The following is a 21853-nucleotide window of genomic DNA, read 5'->3' on the forward strand; positions in this document are numbered from 1 at the left end:
CGCCGCCCTGGCCGCCCTCGGCGCCACCCTCACCCTCCCCGGACTCGCCGGGTTCGTCCTGGCCATCGGCATGGCCGTGGACGCCAACGTGCTCGTCTTCGAGCGCGCCCGGGAGGAGTACGCGGCCCACCACCGGCCCACCCCGCGCTCGGCGCTGGCCGCCGGCTTCCGCAACGCCCTCAGCGCGATCGCCGACTCCAACATCACCACCCTGATCGCCGCCGGGCTGCTGTTCCTGCTCGCCTCGGGACCCGTCCGCGGCTTCGGCGTCACCCTCGGCATCGGCGTCCTCGCCTCCATGGTCAGCGCCCTGGTCATCACCCGCGCACTCGCCGACCTCGCCGTCTCCCGCCCCGGCCTGCGCCGCCGCCCCCACCTCACGGGCATCGCGCACACCGGCGTCGTCCGCGACCGGCTCGCGCGCGGGAACCCGCGGCTGATGCGGCACCCGCGCCGATGGCTCGCCGCCTCCGCCGCCGCACTCGTCCTCGCCGGGGCCGGAATCGCCCTGCGCGGCCTCGACTTCGGCATCGAGTTCACCGGCGGCCGTCAGGTCGAGTACGCCACCGCCACCCCCGTCGACCCCGACCGGGCCCGTGCCGCCCTCGCCGACGCGGGCTTCCCGCACGCCGTCGTGCAGACCTCCGGGGAGAACCGACTCACCGTCCGCACGGGCCAGTTGACCACCGCGCAGGCGAACGCGGTCGGCGCGGCCGTCGGCGATCTCACCAGCCGCGCGGACGAACTCCGCGACGAGACCATCGGCCCCAGCCTCGGCAAGGAACTGCGCCGGGGCGCGCTCATCGCCCTCGCCGTCGCCCTGGGCGCCCAACTCGTCTACCTCGCGGTCCGGTTCCGCCTGCTGCTCGGCACGGCCGCCGTGGCCGCCCTCGCCCACGACGTCGTGATCCTCGTCGGCGTCTTCGCCTGGCTCGGCAAACCCGTCGACGGTGTCTTCCTGGCCGCGCTCCTGACCGTCATCGGCTACTCCGTCAACGACTCCGTCGTCGTCTTCGACCGCCTCAGGGAACTGACCCGGCACGCGGACAAGGAGCGCGAAACCCGTTTCCGCGACATCGCCGGCCGGGCGCTCCAGCAGACCCTGCCCCGCACGGTCAACACCGGGACCGGCGCCGCGCTCATCCTCACCGCGCTGGCCGGGTTCGGCGGCGACTCCCTCACCGACTTCGCCCTGGCCCTGCTCATCGGCCTCGCCGTGGGAACGTACTCCTCCATGTTCACGGCGACACCCCTGGCCGTCGTCCTCCAGGAACGCCGCCGATGACCACCTCAGTTGTGACACAGGTCACGGGAAGGAGGTGGGCGGTGCCGGACAGCTCATGGAGGTGAGCACTCATCTGCGTACCCGGGTCCGGGCCGGGGATCCCACCGCCTTCGCGGAGCTGTTCGACAGCTGCGCGAAGGCGGTCTACAACCACGCCTTCCGGCTGACCGCCGACTGGTCGACGGCCGAGGACGTCATGGCATCGACCTTCATGGAGGCGTGGCGGCTGCGCGACAGGGTCGACCCCGAAGGCGGCTCCCTACGGCCGTGGCTGCTGGGGATCGCCACCAACACCGCCCGCAACCAGTACCGCAGCAACCGCCGGTACCGGGCGGCGGCGAACGCCGCCGCCGCGGCCGAGCTGTCGGTGCCCGACCACGCCGAGGAGGTGGCCGGCCGGGTCGACGACCGGCGGCTCCTCGCGCGGGCCCTGACCGCCCTGGCCGGACTGCGCCGCCCGGAGCGCGAGGTCGTCGCGCTGTGCCTGGGGGAGGGACTGGACTACGAGGCGGCTGCGGAGGCCCTCGGTATTCCGGCCGGCACCGTCGCCTCCCGCCTGTCCCGGGCGCGCGGAAAGCTGCGAGCGCTCACCCGGGACGCCCCGACGGGGCCCGCGGCAGGTACCGGCGCAGGTACGGCGCGGAAGATTTCCCGCGGAAAACGGGAAGGCGACCGCCCCGGCCGACAGACAAGAGATGACCACGCACCCGTGGTCCGGCCCGCGCAGGGAGGAAACCGATGAACGCGAACACGTCCCGGCAGAGTCCGGCCGAGCGGGGAGAGGACAGCACGCTCCTCTCCCGGACGGCGCGTGACCTGCCGCCGGGCCGTCACCAGTTCCACAAGGAGCGTCTGATGGCCCAGATCCACCAGGAAGAGCGCACGACGGCCCCGGCAGCGGCCCCTGCCCCGGCTCCGGCCAGGGCGTGGTGGCTGCGGCTGCCGCGCCCGGCGATCACCCTGCCCGTGACGGCGGCCGTCGTGGCCGCGTCGGTCGTGGCCGTCGTGCTCACCTCCGGCCGCGAGGCCGGGGACCCGGGTCTCGCCGACGGACCGGTCCTGACCACCACGGTCGGTGCCGCGAGCACCAAGGGCGTACCGCAGCTGCTCGACCGGATCTCGCTGGCGGCGGCCGACGCCTCCCACCCGGAGGTCAAGCCCGGCCAGTTCGTCTATGTCGAGTCCAGGACCGCCGGCACCTACCTGAAGACCGTCGACGACAAGACCACCCTGGCCTCCCACGCACTGCACCGCCGCCAGGTGTGGATGTCCCCGGACGGCACCCGGGGCTGGCTGATCGACCCGGCCGTCAACGACGGCCCCGAGGGCGAGACCCTGAGCCTCCCCGACGAGCAGGGCAACACCCCCGAGGCCGACCTCAACGGTCCCTCGTACGACTACCTGGCGCGGCTGACCACCGATCCCGACGCGCTCCTCGCCAAGATCTACAAGGAGACCGAGGGGCAGGGGAACTCCCCGGACCAGCAGGCCTTCACCACCGTCGGTGACCTCCTCGGCGAGAGCTACCCGCCGGCGGAGCTGTACTCCGCCCTCTTCCGGACCGCCGCGAAGATCCCCGGAGTCGTCGTCGTCCAGGACGCCGTGGACGCGGCCGGCCGGACCGGCGTGGCGGTCGCCCGGCTGGACGAGGCGAGCGGACAGCGGGAGGAGTGGATCTTCGACAGGAAGACCTACCGCTTCCTCGGCGAGCGCACGGTCCAGGTGGAGAAGAGGACCGGAGAGGATGCGCTGATCAAGCCCGGCACGGTCACCTTCACCAGCGCCGTCATGGAGCGGGCGATCGTCGACGCCATCAAGCAGACGCCGTAGCGACGGTACTGAAGTGGCATCAGGCCGCCGCATCCTGTCCGTCCCGGCCGGGATGCGGCGGCCCCGTCAGATCTCCTGGGCCGGCCAGTCCAGCAGCCGGGCCCCGATCACGGCGGTCTGGAGCATGTAACGGTGCGCCGGGTCGGCGGGGTTGGCGCCGGTGAGCTTGCGGATGCGTTCCAGACGGTAGGTCAGGGCGCGCACGCTGAGGGTGAGGCGGCGGGCGGCCTCGGCGGCGACACAGCCGGAGTCGAAGTACGCGGTGAGCGTGTCGAGGAGGGGCTGGGCGCCGCCGCGGGCCGTGGTGAGCGGTCCCAGCGTGACGACGACGAGGTCCGCCATGGCCTGCCGGTCGCGCGTGAGGACCGGATAGACGAGGAGGTCGGCGGCGTGCAGCACCGGCTCGTCGAGGCCGAGCCGGTCGGCCAGTTCGAGGGCGTTCAGTGCCTCCTCGTAGGAGTGGACGACACCGCCGGGACCGGGCTGGGGGCGGCCGATGGCGACCCGGCCGCCGTCGGTGGCGGCGTGTGCCTGCTTGGCGAAGTAGGTGAGAACCTCGTCCTGGTTGCCCGGCGCGATGCACAGCAGCCGGCCGTCCTTGGTGGTGAGCAGGACGCTGCGGTCGCCGAACCGGGCGATGAGCGCGCGCTCCACCTGCCGGGGCACCGGGGCGCCCTCGTCGTAGGCGTCGGGCCCCTGCGCGACGGCGACGGCGTGCGCGTGGGAGAGGCGCAGCCCGAAGCGTTCCGCGCGTTCGGCGAGGCGGCCGAGGTCGCTGCGGCCGTAGAGGAGGTCGTCGATGAACTCCCGGCGGGCGGCCTCCTCCTGGCGTACGGCGAGGAGCTGGGCGCGTTCGTAGCCTTCGGCGAAGGCGTCGACGGCCTGGTGCACGGCGGCGAGCGCGTCGCCGGCGGGGCCGGGAGTCCTCGGCCACGCCGTGCGGGCGGTGGTCAGATGCGCGCTGACGAGGGCGCGCAGCCCGTGGCCCGCCTCGGCGGCCAGCTCGCCCAGGGCGCGGCGGGAGGCCAGTTCGTCGCGGGTGAGGCGGCGCCCGGTGGCCGACACCTCGGCCAGGATCTCGGCGTAACCGCTCAGATACTGCTCCGGAATCTCCCGCTCCGCCACGCCGTCCCCCGGTCTCTCGGCCTGCCGTTGACGCTTTCTTGACGGCCACCGGCATGAAGACCCTAGTCAACACTGCCGGAAACCGGCAATGCACCCGCTCGCCATCCCGGTGCACCATGGCTCGCGGGGAGTACGGCGGAGGAGTCCGATGCCGGGCACCGGCAGGGCCGGTCCGGCATCGGAGCCCCGTCCGGGCCGTGCCCGGCACAGCGACGAGTGATCCATGACGAGTGATCCATGCCGCGGACGGAGAGAGAGGCACCGGGGGAGATGCGCGCGTTTCTGGCAGCGGCCACAGGCCTGCCCACGATCCTGCTCACCGCGGCCCTCGTCGTGGTCGCCTGCTTCTGGCTCCTGGCGGCCCTGGGCCTCGCCGCCGTCGGCAGCTTCGACATGGACGTGGACCTGCGGGCATGGCACCTGAGCGGGGTGCCCGTGACCGTCGCCTTCTCCCTCCTGACGGTGCTCGCCTGGTCGTGGGCTGTCGGCGCGACGCTCCTGGTGGCCGAGATCGCGCCGCCGGGGCCGCTCACCGGGCTGCTGCTGCGCCCGGTCATGACCGGGGGAGCCGTCCTGGCCGCCTGGGCCACGACCCGCGTGCTCGTACGGCCGCTGCACCGCCTCTTCCCGGACGAACCCGTGTCGCCGGTGCCCGCGCCGCGCGGGTCCCGGCCGGGCAGACCGGCGTTGGTCCCGGCCACCGCCTCGGTCCTCCGGGCCGCGCGGGTCCGTGCGAAGTCGACGGACAACGGCGGCGCCGATACCGGGCCGCTACGCGAACTGCCGGACAGGGCCGACGAGCCGGGCCTGGCGGACACCTCGATCGCCGCGGCCGACCGCAGCCCCCGAACCTGACCGACCGCCCCCGTCGGCGAACCCCTCGACGGACGCGGACCGGTGAACGTCGATGGGCGGCCGACCGCTTCGGCTTGACGGGATGCGTCAACAGCATCCACCCGGACCCTGGTCCGGAGCTGCCGCACAGGGGAGGGCAGCTCCGGACCGCGTTGTTTCTCCGACTCCCGAGCGGGACCCCACGACCACCGGCCTGGGCGGCGGCAGGTACGAGGTGCCGCGCGACCGGGTCACGGCGCGGGCCGGCGCCCTCGAACGGGGGCGTGTCACCCGAACAGGTGTCGTGCGTCGGGGCCGCCCCGTCCCTAGCGTTGGGCCCAGGCGGACGGACCGGGCAAGCCAGTCGGGTCGTCCCGCCGACCGATATCCGGCGTCCGGGAACACCCGGCGCCACTCGACCGACGGAGGTGGCTTTCGTGGCCAACGTGTATGAGGTTCCCACCCTGATCGAGGTCGGCGACTTCGCCGAGCTGACCCAGCTCACGTCGCGGGGCTACTGGCTCGACAGCCCGTGGGGCGCCTGGTGGTTCTGAGTCACCCGTAGGCCCCACGGGGCCGAGTGACACGGGCGGCACCGCCGGAACAGCAGTCCGACGAACCGGCCGTACCGCATCCCGGTCACTGCACCTCGGGGTGGCCCGACCGACGCCACATGCCGGTCGGGCCACCCCACTCTGGCACTGCGGTGGAGGAAACGCATGGAGTTCGTGGTACTTCCCGACCATTCGGCCGGCGTCGCGGCCCTCGCACCGGCACAGTCTCCCGGGCTGCCGCGTCCCAAGGTGATCGAGCACCACTCCGGGCGTCCGTGGCTCGTGGGCGACTGGCCGGACGACGAGATCGTGTTCGTCTCGGTCGGCCCTCGCCGGCTGGCCCTGCTCGGCTGCACGACCGTTCGGCCGGATGTCCTGGAGGCCCGGCTGGGCCGGGTCCGGTCCCTCGCCGACCTGGACGAACTCGGCCGGCTGTACTCCGGCAGCTTCCACCTCGTGGCGTCGCTCGACGGCGACGTCCGGGTGCAGGGCACGCTGTCCACCGCATGCCAGGTCTTCTACGCGCGGGTCGCCGGCGTGACGCTGGCGGCCTCACGGGCCGAGACCCTGGCGCTGCGCATCGGCGCGAGCGTCGACACGGAACGGGTAGCGCTCGAACTCCTGTCCCCGTTCGGACCTCCCGAACCGCTCAGCGAGGGTTCGGTGTGGCGCGGCGTGCGCAGCCCGCGCATCGGGCACTGCCTGGAGATCGGCAGCGACGGAGCCGGGCGTACCCGGCGCTGGTGGACGCCGCCCGAGCCCGAACGGCCTCTGGGCGACGGCGGTTTCGTCCGCGAAGCGCTGTTCGACGCCGTCGCTGCGCGAACCGCGGGTCAGAAGGTGGTGAGCGCCGACCTCTCCGGCGGCCTCGACTCGACGAGCCTCTGCTTCGTCGCCGACCGCTCGGTCGGCACCGACCTGGCCACCCTGCACTACGAGGCGCACGGCGGCCGGGGCGAGGATCTGGCCCACGCGCGCCGGGCGGCGGCCGTACTGCCGCGGGCCCGCCACGTGGTGGTGCAGCCGACGGACACGCCGGACTGGTACGCGCCGTTCGGGCACACCCCGCACGACAGGGAGGGCCCGCTGATGTTCGTCCGGTCCAGGGCCACCGTCGAGCACCAGGCGGGCCTCGTCGCGTCCCTGGGCGCACGCCGTCACCTCCAGGGCGTCGGGGGCGACGAGCTGTTCCTCCCCGGCACGATGGCCCTGCACGGGCTGCTCCGGCGCGATCCGGCCGCCGCCCTGCCGCACCTGCGCGCGATGCGTTCCAAGCGACGCTGGTCGATCGCCACGACGGTGCGCACGATGGGGGCCGCGCCGTCCTACCGGCGATGGCTGGCCGCCGAGACGGACGAACTCGCCGCGGACCGGGCCTGGGGCTCGGGAGCGTACTGGGAGGTCTCGGCGAAGCTGCCGCCCTGGATCACCCCGGACGCCGCGTCGAGCGTGCGCCGTCTGCTGCGCGAGGCGATCGCGACGGGCCCTGAACCGCTGGCCGCACTCCCGGTGCAGCACGAGATGATCTGGATCAACCGGGTCAACGGCACGGTCATGCGCCGCAATTCGAGCATCGGCGGGCATGTCGGCGTCACGTTCCACGCCCCCTACACCGACAACCGCGTGCTGGAGGCCGTCCTGTCCGTACGGCTGGCCGACCGGGTGGCCGCGAACCGCCTCAAGCCCGTGCTCGCACGGGCACTGGACGGCGTCGTGCCGACGGAGATCCTGCACCGCACCGGCAAGGACGACGCCAGTCCCACCCTCTACGCGGGTCTGCGCCGGCGCCGCGGCGAGTTGCTCGACTTCGCGGCGGACACGCACCTGGCCCGCATGGGCCTGATCGACGGGGCGGCCCTGCGCCGGCTGCTGGTCACCACCCACGCCGACACCCGGCCACTGATGCCCTTCGACCCCACCCTCGCCTGCGAGTTGTGGTTACGAGCCCTGCAACCCGCGGGCACGACCGCCACCGCGCCCTCGTCCCGAACCACGTAAGGAGGCGTGATGACCTTCGCCCTGCTACCCGGTGTGTCCGTCGCCGACACCGAGAACGGCACCGTGCTGCTCGACGAACGCAACGGCCGCTACTGGATGCTGAACGGCACCGGTGCCGTCGTGCTGCGCTGTCTGCTGGACGGCGAGTCGCCGCAGGAGGCCGCCCGGACGCTGTTGCGGCTCTACCCCGACGCTCCCGACCTGGCCACCGCACACGTGGAGAGCCTGCTCGACGCCCTGCGCACGGCCAAGGTGATCGTCCCGTGAGCGGCGGCGGCACCACCCTGCGCCTCGAGTCGGCCGACCCTCCGCCCTGGCTGCTGCGCCCCGCCGCGCTGCTCGCCGCCGGCGCCGCACGCGTCCTGACCCGGCTGCCGCCGGCCAGGCTGCGCCGCGTACTGGCGTTCGCGAGCCGGGGCGCCCGCCCCGCGACCGCGGACCAGGCGCTGCGGGCACGCAACGCGGTGGTGTACGTGAGCCTGGCCTGCGCCGGCCCGCGCTGCCTGCAACGGTCCGTCGCGGCGGCTCTGTTGTGCCGACTGGGCGGCACCTGGCCCCAATGGTGCACCGGCGTGGTCACCGAACCCTTCGGGGCGCACGCCTGGGTGGCCGTGGACGGCGAGCCCGTCGGCGAGGACGCCGCGCACGTCCGCGCCTTCCACGTCATCATGACCGTACCGCCGCGCCGGTGAGCGCTCCCGAACCCGCGGCGATCCGCACCCGCGGCCTGCGGCGCGTCTACGGCGACACCGTGGCGGTGCACGGCCTGGACCTGACGGTGGCGGAGGGGGAGAAGTTCGGCTTCCTCGGCCCCAACGGCGCGGGCAAGTCCACCACCATCAGCATGCTGTCCACGCTGTTGCGCCCCAGCGCGGGGCGGGCGGAAGTGGCCGGAGCCGATGTGGCGCACCGTCCCGACGAGGTCAGGCGCAGGATCGGAGTCGTCTTCCAGGAGCCGACCGCCGACCGCGAGCTGACCGGGTGGCAGAACCTGTACTTCCACGCCCGCCTGCACGGCATGCCGCAGCGCGAAGTACGCTCCCAGGCCCGTTCGCTGCTCGACATGATGGGCCTCGCCGACCGGAGCGAGGCACCGGTCGGCACCTACTCCGGCGGCATGCAGCGCAGGCTGGAGGTGGCGAGGGCCTTGATGCACCGGCCGCGCGTGCTCTTCCTCGACGAGCCGACGACCGGACTCGACCCCCAGAGCCGCGCCCAGGTCTGGCAGAAACTGCACGAACTGGGCCGGCAGGACGCAGTCACCGTCTTCCTGACCACGCACTACCTGGAGGAGGCCGAGAACTGCGACCGGATCGCGGTGATGGACCACGGCCGTCTGGTGGCGCAGGGGACTCCACAGGCACTCAAGTCGGCGATCGGCGCCGATGTCGTACACCTGCGAACGGGCGACGACGAGAACACCGTCCGCTCCATACGCGAGCGGTTCGGCCTGGACGCCGAGACGACGCCGGACGGGGTGCGGGTCAGGACAGCCGACGGAGCGCGCTGGGTTCCGCGACTCTGCGCCCACCTCGCCACGGGCGTCACGTCGGTGGCCGTCACACGGCCCAGCCTGGACGACGTCTTCCTGCACCACACCGGCCGCTCCCTGCGGAATCCGTAGAAGGACGAGCAAGAGGAAGAGATGAGGGAGCCGACGTGCTGAAGCCCACCGCGGAGCGCCCCGGCCGGCTCACGGCCCGGCCGCCCGGCCGACGCGCCTCCGAGCTGGCCGCGCTGCGGGCACTGGTCCGACGGGAGACGACCCGGCTGATCGCGAGTCCCGCCCAGACGGGACTGACGCTGTTGAATCCGCTGCTCTACTTCGTCGTGCTCGGCACCGGGCTGAGCGCCATGGTCGGGTCCGCGTCCGGCACCGGGGACTACATGATGTACGTCTATCCGGGAATCCTGATGATGGCCGTGCAGATGCCCGCGCTGAACGCCGGCATGTCCATCGTGCGCGACCGTGAGACGGGACTGCTGCGCGCCGTGCTGGTCGCGCCGGTCCGGCGGGACACCTTCCTGGTCGGCAAGTGCCTGGGCAGCACGGCGACGGCGACGGCCCAGAGCGGGCTGCTGCTCGCGTTCGCCGGACTCGCCGGCCTGCCCTACGATCCGCTGCTGCTGCTCGCCCTGCTCGGGGAACTGGCGCTGGTAGCGTTCACCCTGACCGCGTTCGTGACTCTGGCGGCCGTCCGTATCACCCGGATCGAGACGTTCCAGTCCGCGCTCGGTGTGACCATGCTGCCGCTGTTCTTCCTGTCGGGCGCGATGTTCTCGGTGGAGGGCCTGCCGGTGTGGCTGGCCGCGCTGACGCTCGTCAACCCGCTGACCTACGCCGTGGACGCGCTGCGGCAGACCGTGGCAGGGGCCGCGCCGGGCGGCGTGCTCCCGACCGGGCCCGACTGGGGCGGCTGGGAGCCTCCGCTCCTTGTCGAACTGCTGGTGATGTGCGTGCTCGGCCTCGCCGCGCTGGCACTCGCGGCCCGCCGCTTCTCCCGCGCCGCGTAGTGGGCGTTCTCCCGCGCCGCGTAGTGGGCGACCCTCACGCCGAAGGGGTCCACTCGGCGGAGTCCGCCAGCTCGGCGGGGGTGACCAGGCCGTCCTCGATCGCACGGGCCAGCATGTCGGTCTTCGTCGGTGCCGCCCGACCTACCTGGGCGTACTTGACCCGAGCCCGCTTGATGTACATGTCCACGGTGTGTACGGACACGCCCATGCGGCGGGCCACCGACGCCTTGGACATGGACTGGAACCACCACAGCAGCGACGTCCGTTCCTGCGGCGACAGCTGAGGGGCCACCGGATTGCGGTCGGACACCAGGACGCCGGCCGTCGTCGGCGGCACGTAGGGCCGGTCCGCCGCGGCGGCGCGCACCGCGTGAAGCAGATGAGCCTGGCCCTCGCTCTTGGTGACGAACCCGGCAACGCCCATGTCCAGCACGTCCATCACCAGCGACTCATCGGTCGACTGCGAGAAGACGACCAGCCGCCGGCCCTCGGCGGCTAGCTCGCCGATGTCCGACAGCACCAGCCGCCCGTTGAGGTTGAGGTCGACGATCAGGACGTCCACCGTGTGGGAGCGCAGGTCCGCCGTGGTGTCTCCGGTGTGTCCGACGCGCACGCTCGGCTCCTCGGCCAACCAGGCCCGGACACCGTCGATCACCACCGGGTGGTCGTCGACGATGCCGACGTCGAACGTGGTCCCGGTACGGGCCATCGGGATTCCAGCCACAGCAGGTTCTCCTTCTCGTCGAACAGCACCGATGTGCCGGCGGAACGGACCAGGCGCGGCGCGGCGGACGCCGAGGCGTCGGCCACGACGCTCACCGCTATCTCGCCGGCCGTCACGACGACGGTGACCCGGGCTGATGTCTTCGCCGACGCCAGCGCCAGGAGGGGGCCCTCGGTCAGTTGCCTGCGCACCGCCACGGGGACATCGGGCAGTTCCCCGTAGCAGACGAACGTGACGTTCACGTCCCGTCGTTCGGCGACATCGGCGCAGGCGCGCAACTCGTGCAGCAGCGGATGTGCCGCGTCCTCCGTCTCGGCGAACAGCCTGCGCAGCCGCGTCGCCTCTATCGCGCTCGACCGCTGCACGGTGTCGTCCCCCGGATGCGCCCGGCCCTCGGCCAGGTCGTGCAGCAGTGGCGCGATCCGGTCACGCAGGTAGCGGTAGCGCCGTCGCCGCTCGACGTGCCGGGCCTCCTCGGCCGCCCGCCGTGCCATGCGGTCGGCCTGCGCCCGCGCCGCGCCGGTGGTCAGCCGGGCGGCGTGGTGCAGCTCCCGGGCGAGGAGGACGAAGGCGAGCTGGATACCGGCCGTGGTGTAGGACTGGGCGATCAGACGGGACCAGGTCACGGGGGTGTCCAGGTCGCCGCTCACCCCGAGCGCGACCGTCGTCATCGCGATCGTGCACGCCAGCAGCGCGACCAGTTCGCGCATCGGGCGCTGCATCAGGAGCAGTACACCGAACCAGCCGACCGTGTTGGCGGCCCAGCTGATGTCGCCGATCGCCTCGCCCCCCGGATACGTCGCGACGGCGGCGACGCCGGCCAGGAGCGCGACGGACGACAGCAACGGTGCCAGCCGGCCGCGCAGCCCGGAGCGGAGCAGGAGGACGGAGCCGACCAGCTGGACGACGGAGAGCACCAGCCACGAGGCCAGTGCCACCCACGCGGGTTCGTACCGTGACCAGCTCCGGACCAGGATCAGCGAGTCGTAGCCGAAGTGCCAGACGGCAACGATGACGACGACCACGACGCTGATCACATGGGCGTATCGGACCGCGACCGCTTCGCCGGCGGGTGCGCCCGTATCGCTCCTCAACGGGGCCACCGCAGCACGACGTGCACGCCGTCGCCCGGCCGTGTCTCGATGCGCGCCGCCCCGCCCACCGCCGCCATCCGCCCCGTGACCGATTCCCGCAGGCCCCTGCGGTGCGCGGGCACGGTGACGGGATCGAAGCCGTGTCCCCCGTCGAGCACGTGCACGACCACACCGGCACCCACCGGCTGCACGTGTACGTGGGCCGCCGTGGTGCTGGAGTGCCGGACGACGTTCGTCAGAGCCTCCCCGACGGCGTCGGCGAGCGCGGTCACGACCGGGCGGGGCAGCAGCAGTACCGGAACGACCCCGAACCTCACGGTCAGCGCGGGCAGTCCGGGCCTCGGCGCGAACGCGGCAGAGCGCAGTGCCGCGGCCAGGGGCACCAGGGGCGTGGTCATATCGCCGGGGTCCGTCGCCCCGGCCGGGTACGCGGCGCCGTCCGTGTCCGCCGCAAGACCCTGGATCACACCGAGGTCGGCCACGGCGCGGCGCCGCAGCACCTCGGAACGCTCGGTGATCGCTCCCGTGCTCACCATCGTGAGGGTGGCGAGCACGGTGTCGTGCAGCCGCCGCTGCTGGTCACGTTCGTCCGCCCGTGCCGCCGCCCTGGCCAGGTCGTTCGCGCGAGCCTCGGCCTTGGCCGCCAGCGTGGAGTCCGCCGACCGGGCGGCGCGGCGGAGCAGGACGAACATGCCGGCGCTGAGCACGCCCTGGAGAAGGAGCACGACGGGCGCCTCGCGCAGTCCCGGCGCGCCGGCCGTGTAGGCCGTGGCGATCACGACGGCTCCGAGCAGTCCGTGGGGCTGGCGCAGGAAGCACTGCGCGTTGAGCACGGTGACGCTGGCTATGAGGTCGACCCATCCGGAGCCGGCGGACGCCGTCAGCACAGGGGAGGGGACGAGTTGGTCGTGGAACAGGCAGAGCACGGCACACACCACGACGTCCCCCGCACCGAACCGGAAGGCCGACCCTCCGCGAAGCGTGCGGATGCCGAACAAGCCCGCCCAGACCAGAACCCCGGCGACGGACAACAGCACCCACACGGGGTTCTCCGCGGATTCCAGCCCCAGCAGCCCGACCACCGCGGCCACCGCCGCGCCGGACGTCCGCAGGACTACGGTGACCAGCAGGGCCTGACGCTGCAGGCTGAGCGTGGCGGGACCGGCGGCAGACACCTCTCGTCTGCCCCGTACCGACGGCGGGACATGCTCGGTGTGCTCGGTGTGCTCGAGTTGCTCGGACATCGGTGCATTGCCCCCGAAAGAGGGGGTTGGTCACCCCCCTGAATGACCCACGGTTCCGGATGCTTCCGTTTCACGCATCCCTGCGACGGACTCCCGCCACGGACGTTACGGCGATTGCGGGATGCGGAGTTTGTCGTACGCGCAGTGAAGTTTGTCAGTCGTGCACAGGGTCCGTTCGCCCCCCATGGGCACCCGCTTCTGTGCGCGCGGCGAATCCATTGCGTGGCGGGAGAGGCTCCTGACAAGCTGAGTGAACCGTCAGCGCCGAGGGGGAGTGGTGAGGGTACGGGCAGCGGGGTTGTCGGGTCGCCGCTACGGCAGCGCCATACGAAGGGCCGTCCCATGACCGCTGGCGCCGCCGGTGACCAGAGCGGCGGATCCGGTGAGTTTCATGCCTGGGGCTCCTCGGTCGCGGCGGTGCGCAGGACATGGTGGGAGGGTTCGCTGCGGGCATGGACCAGGTGGCGGCTGATGACGAGGCGCTGGATCTGGTTGGTGCCCTCGAAGATCTGCATGACCTTGGCCTCGCGCATATAGCGCTCGACGGGGAAGTCCCGGGTGTAGCCCGAGCCGCCGAAGATCTGGACGGCGTCGGTGGTGACCCGCATCGCCGCCTCGGTGGCGACGAGTTTGGCGATGCTGGCCTGACGGGCGTACGGCAGTCCGGCGTCCTTGCGCCGGGCCGCCGCCAGCATGGTGGCCCGGGCGGAGTCCACGGCGGCCTCCATGTCGGCCAGCAGGAACGCCACTCCCTGGTGTCCAGCGATCGGCTTCCCGAAGGTCTCGCTCTGTTTCGCGTACGCGAGCGCGTCGTCGAGGGCGCCCTGGGCCAGGCCGACGGCGACGGCCGCGATGCCGAGCCGGCCCGCGTCCAGCCCGGCGAGGGCGATCGGCAGGCCCTGCCCCTCCTCGCCGAGACGCCGGCCCCCGGGAACCCGGACGTCGTCGAACCGCACGGTCGCCGTGGCCGATCCGGTCAGCCCCATCTTGCGCTCGGGCGGGTCGGCCGACAGCCCGGACGACTCGGCGGGGACGAGGAAACAGGAGACGCCGCGGGTACGGTCATCGGAGGTGCGGGCCATCACCTGGTAGAAGTCCGCGTGACCGCCGTGCGTCGTCCACGCCTTCTCGCCCCGCAGGACATAGGCGTCGCCGTCCCGCCGGGCCCGGGTGCGCATCGCGGCCGGGTCGGAGCCGGCGTGCGACTCCGACAGACAGTAGGCGCCGAGCAGTTCACCGCCGAGCATGCCGGGCAGCCAGTTCTTACGCTGCTCGTCGGTGCCGTACTCGGCGAGGGCGAAGCAGGACAGCGTGTGCACGCTCGGTCCGACCCCCACGCTCGCCCAGCGGGCCGAGATCTCCTCGACGACCTGGAGGTAGACCTCGTAGGGCTGGGCGCTGCCCCCGTACTCCTCGGGGTAGGGGAGGCTGAGCAGCCCGGCCCGGCCGAGGGTGCGGAAGACGTCACGTGGGAAGCGTTCGGCCCGCTCGTCGGCAGCGGCCCGGGGTGCGAGGGCACTGTCGGCGATCTCCCGGGTCAGGTCGAGCAGTTCGGCCGCTCTTGGCTGGGCAACAGGCGGGACACGTGCGCCGTCATGAGTTCGTCTCTCCGGTCGGGTTCGGGTCGGTCAGCGGCCGGCCGGTTGTCTGCGCACGCTGCCGGCGCAGCAGGAAGCGCTGGGTCTTCCCGCTGGGTGTCTTGGGCAGTTGGTCGGTGAAGTGCACGGCCCGCGGGTAGGCGTGCGCGGCGAACTTCCGCTTGACGAGTTGCTGGAGCTCCGTCACCAGGTCCTCGTCGGGCGGTGTCCCGGGGCGCAGCACCACGAACGCCTCCAGCACCTCGCCGCGCAGGGTGTCGGGGACGCCGATGACGGCCGCCTCCAGTACCCGTTCGTGCTGCACGAGCACGCTCTCGACGTCGAAGGGGCCGATGCGGTACCCGGCCATGATGATCACGTCGTCGTCGCGGGAGGAGAAGAAGAAGCAGCCGTTCTCGTCCCTGAGGCCGGCGTCGCCCGTGAGGTACCAGCGGCCGTCGGCGGTGAACCGCTCAGCGGTCTTCTCCGGCGCTCCCGCGTAACCGGTGAACCACAGCAGCGGGCTGTCCGGCACGCTGAGGGCCACCCGGCCGAGGGTGCCGGGCGGCGCGGGTTCGTCCCGCTCCTCGTACAGCACTTCGGCGGACCAGCCGGGGAGCGGTCGGCCCATCGAGCCGGCCGGCACCGGTGTCCGGACGGTGTCGGCCCAGCCGGCCGCGATGACCATGCCGTGTTCGGTCTGCCCGTAGTGATCGCGTACGGCCACGCCGAGGGCCTGCTCCGACCAGGCGACGACGTCCGGGGTGAGCGGCTCACCGGCGGAGGAGGCCCGCCGCAGCCGCAGCCCGTCGGGGACCGGGTCGGACGCCGCCCGCAGACTGCGGTAGACCGTCGGCGCGGCCGTGAAGTTGGTGACCCCGAAAGCCGCCATGACCTGCCAGGTCAGGGCGGGGCTGAAGCCGGCGTGCAGCAGCAGGCTGCGGCGTCCGGCCGCGAGCGGGCCGAGGATCGCGTAGTAGAGGCCGTACGCCCATCCGGGGTCGGCGGCGTTCCAGAACACGTCGTCCTCGCGCACGTCGAGGCCGAATTCCAGGTACGCCTGGAGCGACGCCAGCGCCCGGACGGGAACCGGGACGCCCTTGGGGGCGCCGGTGGTGCCCGAGGTGAACAACAGGACCAGTGGAGCGTCCGGGCCCGTCGCGACCGGGCGGCCCTGTGGCTCGTCGCCGGAGTACCGGGCCAGCAGTTCACCGAAGGACAGCTCCGCGCCCTCGGGGGCACCCCCGGCGACCACGGTCAGCCAGGGCCGGTCGGCGGGCATGTCCTCCCCGGGCGCGAGCTTGCCCCGCTGGTCCGCGTCGACCACGACGGCTTTCGCCGCACTCGCGCCGAGCCGCAGGGCCACGGCGGACGGCGCGAAGGCGGTGAACAGCGGTACGTGCACGGCCCCGCGGCGCCAGATACCCAGCAGGGCCACGACCAGATCGGCGGACTTGGCCATCAGCGTGGCGACCGCGTCGCCGGACCCGATCCCCAGGTCGGCGAGTGCGACGGCGAAACGGGCCGAGTCGCGGCGCAGGTCCCCGTACGTGAAGTCCGTGGCCGTCAGGTCCTGCTCGACCACCGTGAAGGCCACCGCGTCCGCGGGATGCCGGTCGCAGAGCAGCTCCGCGGCACAGGCGCCCGGAGCACCGAAAAGGCCGAGCAACTCCTGCACCCGGCCGGCCGATGGCCCGCCGACGGTCGCGGTCACCACCGAGGCCGATCGTTCGTTCATGGCCACGTCATCCCCTTTCCGATCACGCCACCGCTCTATGGCGGGGGTGTTACGCCGGTTTATGCTCCGCATCACGACGACGGCGGACTACCCCCGGAAAGGGGTGACGGATGACGCACTCCGGCCCCGACACCCTTCTGCGGCCCGATGACGGCGACGCGCTTCGGCAGGTGCTCCGCCAGGTACACGACCGCTCCGGCATCCCGGTCCTGTTCGGCGGACAGGTGGAGAACACCCTGCTGAGCCTGTCGCAGTTCATCGGTGTGCGGACGGCGGGTCTGCGCGGCCTCAGGGTGCGCGCCGAGATCGGGCTGGGCGGCCGGGTCCTCACCACAGGGCGGCCCGCCAAGGTGACCGACTACAGATCGGCCCGCACGATCACGCACGACTACGACCGCCCCGTGCTGACGGAGGGGATCCGCTCCGTCGTAGCCGTGCCCGTCATAGTGTCCGGTACGGTGCGCGCGGTGCTCTACGGGGCCAGCCGCGGCCCTGCCCCGCTCGGGGACCGGGCGGCCGAAGCGGTCGCCCACGCCTCCCGGAGACTGGCCGCCGAGCTGGCCATCCGCGACGAGGTCGACCACCGCCTGCGCCTGCTGGACGCCACGCAGGGCCCTGCCGAGAGCGGGCAACGGGGCCTGCCACTGGAAGAACTCCGCCAGGTCCACGCCGAGTTGCGACGCATAGCCCAGCAGGTCCCCGACGGCGACCTGCGCGGTCGGCTGCTCGACGTGGCCGGCCGACTGGCCCCGCCGTCCGCCGCCCACTCGGCGCCGGGCACGCTTCTGGCACCCCGGGAACTCGACGTCCTGGCACAGGTGGCGCTGGGCTGCAGCAACGCCGAAGCCGGGCGCAGGCTCTCGCTGCTGCCCGAAACGGTCAAGTCTTATCTGCGCAGCGCGATGCGCAAGCTGGGAGCGAGCACCCGCTTCGAGGCGGTGGTCGCCGCACGTCGACAGGGTCTGCTTCCCTAGCCTTCCCGTGCAGGTCGGAATCTCGTAGGTCAGAAGGTCTTCCATCTGCACGCACAGCGAGCGGTGGCGCGGATCGCGCTCGGCCCTATGGCCTACGGATCATGAGTCCTTCGAGGATCTTGACGCCCCTTGCCGATGTGGGTTCCTGCGCGATCAGACCGCTGGACCCCACGAGCCCGCAGGCCCCTCCACGCTGCACCACAGTGAAGATCCGGATGCCCGGAGGCTTGCGGCCTGGAAACCGATCGGTGTACCGTAGGAGAAACCGATCGGTTTTCACTTTGGGGTCAGGAAACGTGACTACTCATGCCACCTCCACCATCTTCGTCATCGGCGGCACAGGGGCCCAGGGGATACCTGTTGTCCGCGCTCTTGTCGCCGACAAGAAGTACTCCGTCAAGGTCCTCACGCGGGATGCCGCCTCCCCCCGGGCCCAGGCTCTCCTCGCGCTCGGCAACGTCTCCGTTCTCGAAGGGTCATTCGCCGACGAGGACGTACTGCGCGAAGGATTTCGCGGCTGCGACGGGGCGTTCATCAACATCGACGGGTTCAACACCGGCGAGAAGACGGAGACCTACTGGGCCATCCGCACTTATGAGATAGCGATCGAAGAAGGTATCAAGTTCTTCGTCTACGGAAACCTCGACTACGCCCTCAAGAAGTCGGGCTACGACTCCAGGTTCCGCACCGGCCACTATGACGGCAAGGGCCGCATGGCCGAATGGGTGCTGTTCCAGAACGAAAAGAACAGGGACCGGATGGGAGCGGCGGTCTTCACCTCGGGACCCTACATCGAGATGGTGATCTCACCGCTCACGCCCATGCAGCCCGCCATCGAGGACGGTGTCGTCACGTGGCGAGTCCCGCTCGGTGAGGGAGCCGTTCCGCATGTGGCTCTCGAAGACTGCGGATTCTATGTCCGCTGGCTCTTCGACCATCCGGAACGGGCCAATGGCATGGACCTCGAAGTCGCCATCGAGCACATGGCCTACGCCGATATGGCTGCCGCATTCGAGAAGGTCACGGGGCACCCGGCACAGTACATCGACACCGACCTGGACGCATATTGGAACAGTCCGGACCTGAAGGGGATCGCCGATCACCCTGCCGGATACAACGCCGATCCCGACGACAAGAGCACCATGAGCTTCCGTGACAATTTCACGGGCTTCTGGAATGTGTGGAAGCACGGGATCATCACCAGGGACTACGCTCTGCTCGACGAAATCCACCCCAACAGGATCAGAAGCGCTGAGGAGTGGTTCCGTCGAGAGGACCAGTTGGGCAGGGAACTCGGCAAGGGAAGTCTCTGGGAGAGGGTCCAGCCGGAGAACTGGAGCATGGACTCCGCGGTCCTCAAGAGCAGCGCGGACTTCAGGACGGGCAAGTTGTAGACGACCCCATCGCACGGCCGGACACCATTTCCGACGCGGAACGAGCCGGTGCGGGGGAGGCCTTGGCGATCACCTGCACGTTCCCCCCGTGGTGCTGGTGTTTTCCGGACCACCAAAGGTCAGCGCCATGGGGGCCGGCGGCGGCCACACGGTCGGTACTGGATCACGGTGCCGTCGAGGTTGAGGTGGGTGTACCCGGCTGCCGCCGCGCGCTCCAAGGCGGCCGAGAACGCGGCGTTCCCTTCCAGGGTGGGCAGGTAGCCGACGAGGACGGTCATACCGGTTCCTTGCTGTGCCGGGGGTCGGTTCTGCGGTTGCGCCAGATCGCCCGGGCGGCCGACATCAGCGCGACGGCGAGGAAGAGCGCGAACAGCGTTCCCGAGATCGGGCGGGTGAGGAAGCCGCCGGGGTTGCCTTCGAAGAGCAGCAGTGAGCGGCGGAGTGAGCTTTCCAGGAGTGATCCGAGGACGAAGGCGAGGACGAGTGGGCCCGGGTCGAATCCGAGTTTCTTCATGAGGTATCCGAGGACGCCGAAGAAGACCACGAGTCCGATGTCGAAGACGCTGTTGTTGACGGTGTAGGCGCCGATGAGGGTGATGAGGACGGTGATGGCGGCGAGGATGGTCGGGCGTATGCGCAGGATGCGTACGAACAGTCCTACGAGCGGGATGCTCATGATGAGCAGAAGGATGTTCCCGATGTACATCGAGTTCACCACGCCCCAGAACAGCTCGGGGTGCTCGGTGACCAGTTGGGGGCCGGGGGTGATGCCCTGGATCAGGAGGGCGCCGAAGATGACCGCCGAAGGGCTGCCTATGCCCAGGCTCATTGCCCCGGCGAGCGCCGCGCGTCTGCTGTGGCCGCGGCATTCGCGCAATCCCGCCCTCGCGCAGGTGCTGGCCGCGCTTGAGGACCTGGACCCGCGGGAGCACCCGAGCGGGCCGGTGATTTCGCCCCGCGCCAGCGAGGAGACTGATACCGAAGCGGCATCACGCAATGCGTGAACACTCTTGGGTAAGCATCAATGCCGCTCTTACCGTGGCGGCGTGACGCTGACTCACCCTGCTGAACTCGCCCGCCAATTGACCGTCGGCTTGCTCTCCTTCCCTGTGACGCACTTCGATGACCAGGGCGCCTTCGACGAGATCAGGTATCACGACCATCTCGCATGGCAAGCCGACTTGGACGTCGCCGGGCTGTTCGCCGCCGGCGGCATCGGCGGGGGCTTCTCGCTCACCCCGCAGGAGATCGACGCCCATGGCGCGTGACCGCAGTCCGCGCCCGCGAACGCCTCCGCATCGGTCAACTGCCAAGATCCAGACCGCGATCGGCCTCGGCCTCACCACCGTGAGCATCCAACTCGTTCCGGTTCTGGCCGAGACAGCCGGCTGGCAGTACAGCTTCCTGCTTCTTGTCCCCGGTCCCGCTCTCGGCGTGCTTGCCATGAGCGCAATCAACAGTCGGCCCACCGCCGCAACGACGGGGTCCACATGACCACGAACGAGACCCCATGGAATGCCCGAGGTTGGCGCCATCGCCGAGTGCGGCCGGAGCATCGGTCCGAATGGCATCGGTCTCTTCACGTCGTCTCGCGCTCGATGAGCGTGAGGATGTCGGCCGCGGCGGGCCGGCTCGGTGCTGCCGGGGCCGGAGCGCCGACCGTCGAGAGGATGCCGGCGGTGAGATTGCCGGCCGCCGCGGTGAGGTCCATCCCGATGGTGGTCAGGGCCGGTACGGCGAGCGAGCTCACGGGGAGGTCGTCGACGCCGATGAGTGCCAGGTCGTCCGGGATGACGATGTGCTGCGTGCGGCAGCTCGCCAGGACGGCGAGAGCGATCAGATCATTGAAGGCGGCGACCGCTGTGACCGGGGTGGCGCCCTGCGTCCACTCCACGACGGCGGCCCGGGCACTGGCCCGCGAGTAGCGCATGTCGACCACCTGCGGCGCTGGCAGGCCCAGGTCGTCGCAGGCCCGAGTGGCTCCCCGCAGGCGCGGCAGGCAGAAGGGCCGCTCTCGGGGGTCGTCCAGCGCGGCGTAGCCGATGTGCCGGTGCCCGCGTGCCGCGAGGTGCTCGATCTGCAGCCGTCCGATGTCTTCCTGGCTCAGCCCGGTCAGGCCGGTGCCGTCCGGCGTGAACACGCCGTCCAGCAGCGGGATTTCCGCTCGGTGCAGTGACTGTGAGTCCGTGGGCGGCAGGCTGCCGAACGCGACGACCACCGCCGGCTGGACGTGCTGCCACAGCTCGGCCAGCGGCGTGGTCGTCCCCTCGTGATGCAGGTACACGCAGGTGTAACCGGCCTCGCCCAGTGATCGGCCGAGGGCCAGTTTGAACTGCTCCATGGCCTCCGCGACGGGGAAGTCCGGAACCACACAGAGGACGACGTTGCTGCGGCCCTTGCGCAACGCGCGGCCGGCCCCCGACGGTACGTAGCCGAGGCGCTTCGCCGTCTCCAGCACCCGACGGCGGGTCTCGGCGGAGAGGCCGTGCTCGTCCTTGCCGTTCAGCACGAAGCTCACGGTGGTCTGTGAGACCCCGGCCTCTCTCGCCACGTCCTTGCTGGTGATCCTCGGCAATGCCCCTCCCCGAACCCTTGCCACACTTTCAGACACAGGCTACGTTACGGCGACAGCCGATCTAATACGTATTAGATCGCAGCTTCGGTCGCCGCAATGGCCTTGCAGGGGGACGCCCCGCACCGTTTCACCCGAGCCGCCCACCCCAACCGATCACCGTCTTCGCACGCGCCGACGGGGTGGATCCACACGAGAGAGATCTGTCATGGACGACACGATCCCCGTCAGCACCGACCCGACGCCCGGCCGCCGCGTCCGCCGCGTCCCACCCGCCGCCGATCCGGTCCGGTGACCACGGCACGTCCACGTCGCATCGCTTTGACGCGCCCGAGCCTGGCTGCTCGCGCGACGGACCGGGTCCTGACGCGCCTGATGCGGTTACCGCGCACGCGC

21 protein-coding genes and 1 pseudogene are annotated in these 21853 nt (G+C 71.4%); 13 read left to right on the forward strand and 9 right to left on the reverse strand.

The window, feature by feature from the left end; genetic code table 11:
• The 3 genes from secF to BZL64_RS25095 all read left to right on the forward strand — a co-directional run.
• On the forward strand, positions 1 to 1285 hold a 1285-nt coding region (gene secF, locus BZL64_RS25085; RefSeq protein WP_086771465.1), incomplete at its 5' end, for a protein translocase subunit SecF.
• Positions 1286 to 1340: 55 nt separating this feature from the next.
• On the forward strand, positions 1341 to 2027 hold the full coding sequence (locus BZL64_RS25090; RefSeq protein WP_244205487.1) for an RNA polymerase sigma factor: 687 nt from the start codon (positions 1341 to 1343) through the stop codon (positions 2025 to 2027).
• On the forward strand, positions 2024 to 3115 hold the full coding sequence (locus BZL64_RS25095; RefSeq protein ID WP_086771466.1) for a CU044_5270 family protein: 1092 nt from the start codon (positions 2024 to 2026) through the stop codon (positions 3113 to 3115). The genes BZL64_RS25090 and BZL64_RS25095 overlap by 4 nt, the downstream gene beginning before the upstream one ends.
• Positions 3116 to 3181: 66 nt before the next feature.
• Here the strand turns inward: BZL64_RS25095 and BZL64_RS25100 are convergent, their stop codons facing one another.
• Complete coding sequence (locus tag BZL64_RS25100; protein ID WP_086771467.1) at positions 3182 to 4240, reverse strand: PucR family transcriptional regulator; 1059 nt, start codon at positions 4238 to 4240, stop codon at positions 3182 to 3184.
• Between the two features lie 270 nt (positions 4241 to 4510).
• On the opposite strand from BZL64_RS25100, the gene BZL64_RS40650 reads away from it, so the two are divergent.
• The 7 genes from BZL64_RS40650 (at position 4511) to BZL64_RS25130 (ending at position 10140) form a co-directional block, all read left to right on the forward strand.
• Complete coding sequence (locus BZL64_RS40650; RefSeq protein WP_208639509.1) at positions 4511 to 5095, forward strand: hypothetical protein; 585 nt, start codon at positions 4511 to 4513, stop codon at positions 5093 to 5095.
• A 416-nt stretch (positions 5096 to 5511) separates the two neighbouring features.
• The gene (locus BZL64_RS39120; protein WP_229894392.1) at positions 5512 to 5628 is read left to right on the forward strand and encodes a lasso RiPP family leader peptide-containing protein; all 117 of its coding nucleotides are present in this window, start codon (positions 5512 to 5514) and stop codon (positions 5626 to 5628) included.
• 165 nt (positions 5629 to 5793) lie between these two features.
• Positions 5794 to 7626 carry an asparagine synthase-related protein gene (locus BZL64_RS25110; protein WP_086771468.1) on the forward strand — a complete coding sequence of 611 codons (1833 nt, stop codon included), beginning with the start codon at positions 5794 to 5796 and terminating at the stop codon, positions 7624 to 7626.
• 9 nt (positions 7627 to 7635) lie between these two features.
• Positions 7636 to 7893 (forward strand): lasso peptide biosynthesis PqqD family chaperone, encoded by a 258-nt coding sequence (locus BZL64_RS25115; protein WP_167396199.1) that lies wholly within the window; start codon positions 7636 to 7638, stop codon positions 7891 to 7893.
• Entirely contained in the window at positions 7890 to 8318 is a 429-nt protein-coding gene (locus tag BZL64_RS25120; RefSeq protein ID WP_397689782.1) for a lasso peptide biosynthesis B2 protein, read from the forward strand. Before BZL64_RS25115 ends, BZL64_RS25120 begins: the two co-directional genes overlap by 4 nt.
• Complete coding sequence (locus tag BZL64_RS25125; protein ID WP_086771470.1) at positions 8315 to 9250, forward strand: ATP-binding cassette domain-containing protein; 936 nt, start codon at positions 8315 to 8317, stop codon at positions 9248 to 9250. The genes BZL64_RS25120 and BZL64_RS25125 overlap by 4 nt, the downstream gene beginning before the upstream one ends.
• 35 nt (positions 9251 to 9285) lie before the next feature.
• Positions 9286 to 10140 (forward strand): ABC transporter permease, encoded by an 855-nt coding sequence (locus BZL64_RS25130; RefSeq protein WP_208639510.1) that lies wholly within the window; start codon positions 9286 to 9288, stop codon positions 10138 to 10140.
• 34 nt (positions 10141 to 10174) lie between these two features.
• Here BZL64_RS25130 and BZL64_RS25135 read toward each other — a convergent pair whose 3' ends face one another.
• The 5 genes from BZL64_RS25135 to BZL64_RS25155 all read right to left on the reverse strand — a co-directional run bounded on the left by BZL64_RS25135 (position 10175) and on the right by BZL64_RS25155 (position 16517).
• Positions 10175 to 10849, reverse strand: coding sequence for a response regulator transcription factor (locus BZL64_RS25135; RefSeq protein ID WP_086771471.1), 675 nt, complete (start codon positions 10847 to 10849; stop codon positions 10175 to 10177).
• The gene (locus BZL64_RS25140; protein ID WP_143663308.1) at positions 10792 to 11958 is read right to left on the reverse strand and encodes a hypothetical protein; all 1167 of its coding nucleotides are present in this window, start codon (positions 11956 to 11958) and stop codon (positions 10792 to 10794) included. The genes BZL64_RS25135 and BZL64_RS25140 overlap by 58 nt, the downstream gene beginning before the upstream one ends.
• On the reverse strand, positions 11955 to 13202 hold the full coding sequence (locus tag BZL64_RS25145; protein ID WP_086771473.1) for a sensor histidine kinase: 1248 nt from the start codon (positions 13200 to 13202) through the stop codon (positions 11955 to 11957). The genes BZL64_RS25140 and BZL64_RS25145 overlap by 4 nt, the downstream gene beginning before the upstream one ends.
• 389 nt (positions 13203 to 13591) lie before the next feature.
• Complete coding sequence (locus BZL64_RS25150) at positions 13592 to 14752, reverse strand: acyl-CoA dehydrogenase family protein (RefSeq protein ID WP_086771474.1); 1161 nt, start codon at positions 14750 to 14752, stop codon at positions 13592 to 13594.
• 43 nt (positions 14753 to 14795) lie between these two features.
• Entirely contained in the window at positions 14796 to 16517 is a 1722-nt protein-coding gene (locus BZL64_RS25155; protein WP_086771475.1) for an AMP-binding protein, read from the reverse strand.
• Between the two features lie 110 nt (positions 16518 to 16627).
• Between BZL64_RS25155 and BZL64_RS25160 the strand changes: the two genes are divergently transcribed.
• Both BZL64_RS25160 and BZL64_RS25165 read left to right on the forward strand, forming a co-directional pair.
• Positions 16628 to 17491: a LuxR C-terminal-related transcriptional regulator gene (locus BZL64_RS25160; RefSeq protein ID WP_086771476.1), complete on the forward strand. Its 864-nt coding sequence runs from the start codon at positions 16628 to 16630 to the stop codon at positions 17489 to 17491.
• A 296-nt stretch (positions 17492 to 17787) separates the two neighbouring features.
• Positions 17788 to 18885: an NmrA family NAD(P)-binding protein gene (locus BZL64_RS25165; RefSeq protein ID WP_086771477.1), complete on the forward strand. Its 1098-nt coding sequence runs from the start codon at positions 17788 to 17790 to the stop codon at positions 18883 to 18885.
• A gap of 64 nt (positions 18886 to 18949) precedes the next feature.
• Here BZL64_RS25165 and BZL64_RS25170 read toward each other — a convergent pair.
• Positions 18950 to 19112, reverse strand: a pseudogene (locus BZL64_RS25170) (IS5/IS1182 family transposase); the annotation flags it as partial.
• A 47-nt stretch (positions 19113 to 19159) separates the two neighbouring features.
• The gene (locus tag BZL64_RS25175) at positions 19160 to 19714 is read right to left on the reverse strand and encodes a tripartite tricarboxylate transporter permease (protein WP_086771478.1); all 555 of its coding nucleotides are present in this window, start codon (positions 19712 to 19714) and stop codon (positions 19160 to 19162) included.
• A 217-nt stretch (positions 19715 to 19931) separates the two neighbouring features.
• Here BZL64_RS25175 and BZL64_RS25180 point away from each other — a divergent pair, with 217 nt between their 5' ends.
• Positions 19932 to 20153, forward strand: a complete 222-nt coding sequence (locus BZL64_RS25180; RefSeq protein WP_208639511.1) for a hypothetical protein — start codon at positions 19932 to 19934, stop codon at positions 20151 to 20153.
• 311 nt (positions 20154 to 20464) lie between these two features.
• On the opposite strand, the gene BZL64_RS25185 is transcribed toward BZL64_RS25180, so the two are convergent.
• Positions 20465 to 21460 (reverse strand): LacI family DNA-binding transcriptional regulator, encoded by a 996-nt coding sequence (locus BZL64_RS25185; protein ID WP_086771479.1) that lies wholly within the window; start codon positions 21458 to 21460, stop codon positions 20465 to 20467.
• Positions 21461 to 21853 lie beyond the last annotated feature (393 nt).

Origin of the sequence: Streptomyces bobili (genome assembly GCF_002154575.1) — a bacterium.
GTDB classification, from domain to species: Bacteria; Actinomycetota; Actinomycetes; order Streptomycetales; family Streptomycetaceae; genus Streptomyces; species Streptomyces bobili.